This is a genomic window from Streptomyces bullii (assembly GCF_042657145.1).
GTDB lineage: Bacteria > Actinomycetota > Actinomycetes > Streptomycetales > Streptomycetaceae > Streptomyces > Streptomyces bullii.
On record NZ_JBHSNY010000034.1, the window covers coordinates 1 to 8,967 of the forward strand.

Genomic DNA, 8,967 nt, shown 5'->3' on the forward strand with positions numbered 1-8,967 from the left:
ACCTCAGCTGACAGGCCCGTGATCCTCCGGTCGTTGATGATCGCTGCACGAGACACGTTCCCCACCACACGACCATGATCGACGATCGAGAACTCGACGTCTCAACGCCTACCATGCACGAGCTCGTTAGCAGAGCGACGACGGGAAGACCCTGCGGCGGCTGAGACCCTGATGGACGGCACGGCGGCCCTGTGCGCAGCGCTGCTGCGGACATTGGCCCGCGCGACTGGGAAGCTCGAGCACGAAATCCTGCAAGAGCTGGCCCGCGGTACTCACCGGCATGAGAAGCAGTCCGGCGACTGATCTGAGCCCCTGCTTACAGCCACAGCGACCATATGCCGCCTGTAGTGCCAGCCAGCAGACCGAGCACCGCGAGCCCTGCTGGCACCCCAAGGTTGTCGTACGCCTGCTGCACGACGTACATCCGCACCGTCTCGCGCAAATACAGGGCGTCGAGGCTGGTCGATGAGGGCGGCATGACGGCTTCGCGCTGCCGCTCCTGCTCGTTGCGGTCCAGGTCGGAGAACGTGATGTCGCGGATTTTCTGGAGATTCTCGCTGAGCGTCCGGTGCTCACTGCGGAGGTTGCCCGCGCCCCACAGCAGACCGAGGCACGCGAGAGTGCCGCCCATCGCGGTCAGGGCGGTAAGGCCAGCGCGTGTGGAGACAGCCATACCGAGGGCGAGTGAAGCAGCGACGGTGACTGCCGTGGCCGTCACGAGGGTGAGGATGGGGCGCGTGGACAGTGCTGCCTCCTGGCTTGTTTGAGACAACCGATGATCTAGCGTGTCGACGCGTCGTGTCTACGGCTCTTCGGTCGCCGCCGCATCGACCCCGTGCCGCAGCGCGTCGTCGTACTCGTTCAGTGTCTCCAGCACGCTGCTCTTGGCCAGGTCGTCGAGGCTCGCGCAGGTGTCGACCTGCTCCAGCATCGGCGAGTCAGCGTCGAGGCTCGGGTACGCCTTGACGAGGTCGGCGAGGCAGTCGTCCCGCGGGTCGTCGGCCGGCGCGCTGGATGGCGCTGGGGCCTCGGCTTTGTCGTCGCTGCCCGGTAGGCAGGCGGTCAGCGTGGCGGCGAGCAGGGCCGCAGCGGCGGCGGAACGGAGTCGCATGGTCCCCCTGGGTGTGCGGTGTGGGCGAGCATCCTGCCGACCCGTAGCCACGCCGTACGAAGTTCGCAGGAAGGCGTCACCCGCCCGCCCTCACGTCCCCGAGGGGACGGGGGTGCAGAGGACGGGCGGGCGTCTTTACGGCGGTCGCCCCGACGGGGTCGCAGGGGCGACCGCTCTCCCACCACCGGCGCCGCCGCGCGCCGGTAGCGAGGCCTACTGGGAGGCGTTTCTGTACGCCTCCACAGGTCGTTCGCGACGGTGCAGCGGCCCTCGCCAGGCGTGCAGTCTCCGCATGTCGTGGCGTCGTTGAGCCACGCCTGGTAGGCCTTCTGCGTCTTGGTGAACGTGCTGTTGGCGGCCACGCGCTGTAGGTGGCCGGCGCCGCCGCTTCCGTCTCGCCACTGCCGGCGGGTGCTCACCGTCGTCCCTTTTCGGGGCGCGGCCGGTGGTGGTTCCGGATCTCTACGTTGCAGTCGGACACCCGCGACAGGTCACCGGCTCGGGCGGCTCGTGCCCGCTGCCGGGCCAGCGCTTGGCAGACACCGCAGTCAGCCGGTGGTGTCGGAGGCTGGGGCGGCAGTCCAAGAGCCGGGGCGTCTTCCATAGTCTTCGTTCTCACGGGCGTGCCTCCGTAGGACGTACATACCCGCCCGGCCCGAACGCGGCGGCGAGTACGGCAGGGTCGGTGAGGTGGCCGGATCCGTCGGGGTGCCACAGCCAGAACCGTGACTCGCGGTACGCGCCGAGCGGTGGGCACGCCAGAGACCAGCCCGCCGGCCGGACCTGCACCTGGCGGACATCCGCCAACTCCTCGGCGGCATCCAGCGGCATCAGCCACCAGGCCCTGTCCTGGATCGCGTCGCCCAGCACGGGGCCTCGCTGGTCCTCGCGGATCCGGGCGAGCGCCGGCAGCCCGTGAGCGACCGTGGTTTCGGCGACGAGCCAGTGTCCGCCGGACGGTATGGCAGCAAGCTCCTCGCGTTCCCATTGCGCGCGTACGAGGTCCGGGCGTGGGGAGCAGTCGGCGAGCCACGCCTGCCCGGCATCGTGCCGCTGGGCGAGTGGCGTCATCGGGTGGGCCATGCCCTGAAGCTACGCAGGGCGATTGCGCGCCTGGGCGGCGATTGCGGGGGATTGCGCGAGGCGCCCGGCGGGTTGCTGCGGGTTGCTTACGCGAGGTCCAGAGAAGCCCGTGCACGGCCGATCAGACGCCGCGCCGGCGCCCCGTACTCGGCGCCCTCGGCGAGCCACTCCCAGGCTCGCTCGTACAGGGTGATGTCCTCGTCGCCGGTCAGCCACAGCTCTTCGCTGATCGTCTCGACGATGACCAACCGACGGTCGTAGATCCAGAAGGCGTGCGGTGCGGTGCGGCGCAGCTGCGTCCCGAACGGCAGGATGCCGAGCTCGATACGGCGCTGCCCGACGAGGTTGTACAGCCGGTCGAGCTGCTCGGCCATCACCTCGACGGGGCACGAGCGGTGGTAGAGGGCGGCTTCGCAGACCAGGAACCGGAACGTCTTCTCGGGGTCGTACAGCGCTTCCTGGCGGCGCATGCGCGCCTCGACAGCGGCATCGGTGGTCGGGGAAATCCCGCGGAACTCGGCGTTGCTGTCGAAGATGACCCGGGCGTACTCCGGCGTCTGGAACAGGCCCGGGATGCGGGAGACCTCGAGGCCGCGGATCATCTTCGTGTTCTCGGTCTGGCGTACGGCGATCTCCTGCCGCCCGCGGTGACCGCCGGCGAGCTGCCGACGCCAGGACCGGTGCCGCTGCTTCATGTGCAGCGCGGCGAGCAGGCCGTGCAGTTCAGTCTCGGCGGCCGGTCGGCCGACTGCGTTGGCCCATGCGGTGAGGTCGCCGCGGGTTGGGGTCTGCTTGCCGTTCTGCAGGCGGGAGACCTTCGACGTCTGCCAGCCCAGCTTGATGGCGATGTCCTTGCCTTCCAGACCGGCCTCAGTGCGCAGCTCGCGCAGCCGCGCGCCGAGGGCTTCACGGGCGGTCTGGAAGTCGGTCGTCACACGGTTGAAGCTACCCGCTGCGCGAACTCCGTTGTAGGCACTGCGTGGTGCCACGCTGCGTCCCGGGCCTGGCAGGCGGCCAGCACCTCGGCGGGGTCTTCGGTGACGTACACGCCGAGGGTGGTGTCGTCCTCGTCGAACGCGAACCGGGCCAGGATCTTCGAATCGAACAGCCAGAAGTCGAAGCCCGGTAGCCGTAGGGCTTCGGCTGCGCTGTGGGTGAGGTACCGGATGTCCTCGCCGGCCTCGACGTTGCTGGGCGCGCGCGCCAGCAGGAACTGCTGCCCTTGGGTGAGGGGCTCGTCGACCAGGCGGACGCGTTCAAACCGCTTACCCTGCCCGACCTGCATGCGGACGTTCTGCCGCCACGCGTTGGCCGGCTCGCTGGCCACGTCCTCACCGGCGAGGAACTTCGGCCAGAGCGGGGAGTTGCGGTCGGAGGCGTAGCCGCGGCGGGTCTCCAGCCGCCACGCGGTGTGCCGGAACTCCCGAAACAGATGGGAGATCGAGGCGAACGGCTGGAGCTCGGGCGCTGGGGTGCTGGGCGCGTAGCGGGTGAGTAGGCTGCGGGGCACCCGTACGAACGTCTCGGACGGCTTCACGTCACGCAGCTGCACCAGGTGCTCAGGGTCAGTCTCCCGGTCGCCCTGGACGAGGATCTCGTCGGTGCCCTCGATCTCGTACAGGGTGGGGCAGTCCCCGTCGTCGCTGGTCGTGCCGATGAACCTGAGCGTCATCTCGCCTCCGTCTGCGCTGGTCGGAGATCCAGGATGCGCAGGGATGCGTGGGAGCGCCCTGGGATTGCAGCAGATTGCTCCGCTCCACCGTTACCCAAGGATTGCGCGCAATCAAGCAGGCGAAAGCCCCAGACGGCCTGTCACGGCCGCGCTGGGGCTCCGGTTACTTCGCTGCGGTCCACTCGACCGGCTCGTCCAGCACGTCCGGGCTGTACAACACCCGCTCCGGGCGGCCAGCCTTCGGCACCTGGAACAGGACATTGCCTCGCACGCAGTCACCCGCCTTGACCTTCGCATCCAGCGGATACAACGGTCGCGGCAACTCGTTACCCGTCATGTGCGTTGCCTCCACGCGGGCACCGTCCGCGTAGGCAAGCGACCACACGAACGGGCTCACCCCAAAGCCTTCGGCGTCTTTGTTGCAGACCTTCACCTCAAGCGCAGCCCACTTCTGATCCGCCTGGAGCAGCTCCGCCACATCGGGGATCCCCCTGTCCTTGTAGGCGAGCGCAGCAGCAGTGAACTTGCCGTCGGCCGTGGAGACGTCGACCGTGTCGCCGAGTTTGTACGTCTCCTGGCTCGGCGACGGTGTGGGGCTCGGTGTCGGGCTGGCCGGCGGCGTGTCGGTCGCCTTGGCGACGGTCGGATCGTCGGAGCCGCCCGAGCATCCGACGGCAAGGCCGGTGAACAGGATGACGGTTGCGATGGCTGTACGGGTGCGCATGGTCCCCCCAGGGCGTTAGTGCTGGGGGGACATCATCGCGCTGCGGGAATGCTGAGGGGGGACCTGTGTCTGTGTTGTAACCGTGACGATTTGTGATGCTCTCGCCAGTCAACAGAAACGAGCCGCCGAAAAGCGCAGTGCGCCCTAGTATCAACCTGATCCGATGCAGATCCTGTACCAAGTGGGCGGGTATGGCGGGTTCTGGTCGGTGCCCTGAATGCCGGCCTGCGCGATTCCAGTGCGAGCGTCCGGATAGCTCCAGAGGTCAATTGGGAAGATCGCCAATGGTTGCCGGTGGACGTGCCAGTTGACTGCACTGGCTGTGACGCGGAACTCCACGTAGTTGTGGGCCGTCCCCGCTCCTCCGTAGCGGATGCCCGACCAGCAGGTGCCATGGGCCGACGCGGACGGCGCAACCACCACAGTCAGGCCGGTCACGAAGAGGAAGGCAACTAGGCCTCTCCATACACGCTGGAACCTTCGACCAGTCATGCCAGTCATGTTCCCCTCCTCAGCTCATTGCTTGGACGGAGACTGGGGCCACTGGCCGCACGATCAATCGCTTAGCTGCGGCCTTTCTCCCACGCTAATCACTGCCATGGCTGCCCGCATGCTGAGACGGAGGTGCCGCATCCGCCTGACGAGGACGGCCGTCGACGCATGGGTCGCCGGGCAGGTTGCGAGCGTGAACCTCTAACCGCATGGGGTATGCGGTTGGCTGGGCCTGAACTGCGCGTTCGGTGAGGGCACCCGCTTGGCACGCCTCTTGTCGGCCGGGCGGCCTAGGCCTCGGGGACGTCCCACACGCCAGGCGGTTCTTGAAGCTCCAGGAACTCGGCAGGCACCCCGAACTGCCGCTCCGGCCAACCGAGGTCCCGTTCTGAGAGGTTGAATCCCTTGGTGACGAGCTTCCCGGTCCGCTTGTTGATGACATGCCTCAGCTGCGCCGCACTGGCCATCACGATGCCGTAGCTGCGGATCACGTAACCGAACTGCTCACCGAGCTTTGTCGCCCGACTCAGGCAGTCCTGCTGGAACTCGGAACTCGGGGACTCCTGGCCTTCGTGGAACTCCGCACGCACCCACCCCTTCGACTCCTCGTCCGGACCGGTCGCCTCCGGGGATATGTACCGGGCCGCAATCGAGGCTTCGGCGAACGCTTCGAGCAACGCGGACCGGGCCTCGTACGCACCCGACATTTCTATGGTGAAAGCACCCCTGACTGACATCTCGCCAGGCTACCGGGCACCGCTGACAACGCGTGCTCGCCCGAAGGCATCGCGCCTGATCCGAATCAGGGACGGTCAGATTTGGGATGCCGATACCGAGTGGGCGCGGCCCGTACTACTGGGACTCCGCACCCTCTCATCGTCGGCTCGGCCGTACATGAGGTTGAGGTCGCGGCTAACCCACTCGAGCAGCCCATCGGAGATGCTTCGAATCTCTTTGATCATCTCTAGGAGTTGCTCGCCAGAGACAGAGTGCGAGACGAGTTCACTCTGTCCGCGCTTCCCTCGAACGGCAAGGTAAGAGCCGTCGAAGTCCTGCGCCCACCCTCCGTGCACGTAGGTATTACGGAGTTCGGCGACGGCGACGACCCGGTCAAGGAGCTTGTCCAGCGAATCCAACTGCTCGGCATCGACTCGCGGCACTTGGCGCGCGACATCTCGGCACTTACGCACGAGCGCTGATAGCGGCTGGCCGCGAACGCCGGAGGCCTGTAGATTGTGGCTGGCAAGAAGGTGGCTGGTGATGGCTTCGACCGTGACCTCCATCTGGGCAGCGTCACGGACCATCGTTCCCAGGTAGAGAAGGAGTCCGACTTCCTCCGGGGCCGCGGGTACTTCACTCATGCGCCGATGGTCGCAGGGCAGCACGCCGACGGCACCCGATTTCCCCTCCGAGTCGCTGCATGCGCCATCCCGGCGTCGAACGAGATGAACTACGTGCTCAGCGCGTACCAGCCTCGTGGGTGCGGCGCCATGCGTGGAGTCGGGCCGTCAACCAGTCTTCTTCCAGGTCTCGCACCCTGTGGTCTGGAACGCTCTGTCGCTGGCGGAGATCGTTACGGTTGTCGGGCCTGCGGTGTTGCCGTTGGCAATGATTTCGTTGGGCTCACCGGAGGTCCCGCTGAGTCTCGCCCAGTAGCAGTTCGGGATGGCCGAGTCTTGAGGGCCCCCTGTTCGGTACGTGCCAGGTTCGATCTCCGTACCCACGACGTAAGTCCCATCACCGGGAATCTCGCCGACGGCGGACGCCTCTTCCTCTGGCACCGCTGTAGTTGCAGTCTCAGTCACTGTTTCGGTGGCTGCTGGCGGCCTCCTCGTCGTGTCGGGGTTATCTGGGGCGGCTGAGCCGATGACCGCCCCGATGATGAGGCCGAGAACGACGGCCAGCGTGTGGGTGAGGACACTCCTCACCGATCGATGCTTGCGTGGCCTGGGAGGCGGCTGCGCCCCCCACTGCCGCTTTGGAGCGTCTTTGCCGTTCATGAGTTCAGCGTGCGCCCGCTGGACTGGGCGTGCACGGCAAGTTGGGGCGTGCTGATGACACGGCAGCGGTATCGCACACGAGGTGTGTGCCGAGGCCCGTGTCGGCGGCCTTCCCGGCCCGCAGCAGAGGACCCGAAATCCGAAACATCCCAGGTCATGGCCGATATCAGGGGCGAAACCGGTTTCGGGGCTGGGTGAAACCACAGCCCCTTCCCGAAACCGGCTGCGGGACCCTAGTCGCTGTTTTTCGGGACGGGGATGTCAGCCCAGCGGAGGCCCTTGGCGCCACCGCAGCACTCCCGGATGGTCAGCTGCCGGGTGGAGACCTTGAGGGGCTTCAGCGCGGCACTGAGGGCCGTGGACGATCCGGCGGCGTCCATCTCCAGCCACGGCTTGTACAGGTCGGGCCGGAACCGGGCGAGGGCCTCGACGAGACGGTGGGAGTGCACGGCCTCGACGCCGTCGGGCCAGATGGCGCGGACGTGGTCGACGATCGTCTCGACATCCAGTTCCTCGACCTGGGCGCCGATGGACTGACCGGAGAGGGTGCCGGCGGCCGTGCGCAGCGCGAGTGCGCGCTTGGCGATGTCCTCGGCTTCGGTCTGCTTGATGAACGCTGCGCGGACGGTGATGCCTTCGCGGCCGCGGGCGAGGATGCCGGTGCCCTGCTCGTCGACGGAGATGTCGGTGGCGCGCAGGCCGCGGTCGTAGGCGCCGGTGCCGAGCACGTTGTTGTTGGCGCGCGGCCAGGCACAGGCGGGTGCCGACGCTGCTGGAGACCGAGGTGGGCAGGCTCGGGGCGTCGGGGTTCTGGGTGAGCAGTACGAGGATGATGCCGTAGGCGCGGGCCTTCTTGATCAGGCGAGTGGCGAGGGCTGCGGCCTCGTCCTTGTAGTCGGCGTGGGTGGACAGCTCCTGCACCTCGTCGATGACGATGACCCGCGGGCCCAGGTTCTGCTCGGGGTACTTCTCGGCCAGGGCGCGGGTGACCTTGCGGCCCTCGGGGACCTCGCTGGCGGGCAGGGAGCGCACAAACGCGGCGCGCCGCTGGTACTCGGCGATCCCGGAGCGCATCCCGGCGAGAGCGGCCTCGAGGTCTTCGTCCTCGTCGCCGGACACGTACCGGTGGCAGACGGGCTTGACCGCGTCGAGGTCGCCGGAACCCTTCAGTTTGTAGATCCACAGTTCGGCGGTGGGGTCGAGGGCGACGCCGAGGACGATCGCCAAGGCGCAGGAAGTCTTGCCAGAGCCGGGGATACCTCCAACGAGCAGGTTGGAGTACATGAGGGTGACTCGACGAGGTTGCCGCGCGGGTCCGAACGGCAGCGGCTCGTACACGTCGGCCTGGCCCTCTTTCATGAGCGGCCACAGCTTCCGCCCGGCCTTGGCGGGGTCGCGCTGGGCAACCCAGAGCACCAGGCGGCCGGGGTGGGCGGTGCGGTCGGCTTCGGGCCACACCGTGGAGATGGGGCGGCGCATGGCGGCGGCCAGCGCGGCGCGCTTCTCCAGCACGGCGGTGGCTTCGACGCCGGGCGGGAGTTCGATCTCGGCGCGCCAGCCCGGGCCGTCGCGCATGACCTCGGAGGCGAACTCGACGCCGCGGCGGCCCTTCTTGCCCTCGATGCCGATGGCGGCGAGGGCGTCGAAGACCTCGGTGGAGTCGAGGCGGCGCATGACGTTGATGGCGACGTAGCGGGTGACTAGGCAGTTTCGTTTGGATCAGTCGGTCGTTGGTCCGGGTGTGCCGTTGACTGATGCGCAGTGGGCGCGGATCGAGCCGTTGCTCCCGGACCGGACGCCGAAGCGTGGTGGCCGCTGGCGGGACCACCGTGAGGTGATCGACGCGATCGCCTACAAGTTCCGGACCGGGACGCAGTGGGTGCAC

The 8,967-nt window shown here is 67.7% G+C and carries 11 protein-coding genes and 1 pseudogene; 1 reads left to right on the forward strand and 11 read right to left on the reverse strand.

Translation table 11 applies throughout. The features are described 5' to 3' along the window. Nucleotides 1-316 precede the first annotated feature (316 nt). The 11 genes and pseudogenes from ACFPZJ_RS39610 to ACFPZJ_RS39660 all read right to left on the reverse strand — a co-directional run. Nucleotides 317-718, reverse strand: a complete 402-nt coding sequence (locus ACFPZJ_RS39610) for a hypothetical protein (RefSeq protein ID WP_381031918.1) — start codon at nt 716-718, stop codon at nt 317-319. A gap of 84 nt (nt 719-802) precedes the next feature. Next, on the reverse strand, nt 803-1,111 hold the full coding sequence (locus tag ACFPZJ_RS39615) for a hypothetical protein (protein ID WP_381031920.1): 309 nt from the start codon (nt 1,109-1,111) through the stop codon (nt 803-805). A 615-nt stretch (nt 1,112-1,726) separates the two neighbouring features. Beyond that, the gene (locus ACFPZJ_RS39620) at nt 1,727-2,194 is read right to left on the reverse strand and encodes a hypothetical protein (RefSeq protein ID WP_381031922.1); all 468 of its coding nucleotides are present in this window, start codon (nt 2,192-2,194) and stop codon (nt 1,727-1,729) included. A gap of 86 nt (nt 2,195-2,280) precedes the next feature. Continuing rightward, nucleotides 2,281-3,129, reverse strand: coding sequence for a helix-turn-helix domain-containing protein (locus tag ACFPZJ_RS39625; protein WP_381031924.1), 849 nt, complete (start codon nt 3,127-3,129; stop codon nt 2,281-2,283). Further along, nucleotides 3,126-3,866, reverse strand: a complete 741-nt coding sequence (locus ACFPZJ_RS39630) for a DUF6879 family protein (protein ID WP_381031926.1) — start codon at nt 3,864-3,866, stop codon at nt 3,126-3,128. The genes ACFPZJ_RS39625 and ACFPZJ_RS39630 overlap by 4 nt, the downstream gene beginning before the upstream one ends. A 163-nt stretch (nt 3,867-4,029) precedes the next feature. Further along, a complete protein-coding gene (locus tag ACFPZJ_RS39635; protein WP_381031928.1) occupies nt 4,030-4,590 on the reverse strand; it encodes a DUF4352 domain-containing protein in 561 nt (186 codons plus the stop codon). Nucleotides 4,591-5,372: 782 nt separating this feature from the next. Continuing rightward, nucleotides 5,373-5,789 carry a hypothetical protein gene (locus tag ACFPZJ_RS39640; RefSeq protein WP_381031930.1) on the reverse strand — a complete coding sequence of 139 codons (417 nt, stop codon included), beginning with the start codon at nt 5,787-5,789 and terminating at the stop codon, nt 5,373-5,375. Nucleotides 5,790-5,894: 105 nt separating this feature from the next. After that, nucleotides 5,895-6,443 (reverse strand): hypothetical protein, encoded by a 549-nt coding sequence (locus ACFPZJ_RS39645; RefSeq protein ID WP_381031932.1) that lies wholly within the window; start codon nt 6,441-6,443, stop codon nt 5,895-5,897. Nucleotides 6,444-6,590: 147 nt separating this feature from the next. Next, nucleotides 6,591-7,010, reverse strand: coding sequence for a hypothetical protein (locus ACFPZJ_RS39650; RefSeq protein ID WP_381031934.1), 420 nt, complete (start codon nt 7,008-7,010; stop codon nt 6,591-6,593). A gap of 305 nt (nt 7,011-7,315) precedes the next feature. Beyond that, entirely contained in the window at nt 7,316-7,810 is a 495-nt protein-coding gene (locus ACFPZJ_RS39655; protein ID WP_381031938.1) for a hypothetical protein, read from the reverse strand. A 127-nt stretch (nt 7,811-7,937) separates the two neighbouring features. Then, a pseudogene (locus ACFPZJ_RS39660) lies at nt 7,938-8,756 on the reverse strand (FtsK/SpoIIIE domain-containing protein); the annotation flags it as partial. 67 nt (nt 8,757-8,823) lie between these two features. Here ACFPZJ_RS39660 and ACFPZJ_RS39665 point away from each other — a divergent pair. Further along, the coding region (locus ACFPZJ_RS39665; protein WP_381031936.1) for a transposase at nt 8,824-8,967 on the forward strand (144 nt) is incomplete at its 3' end.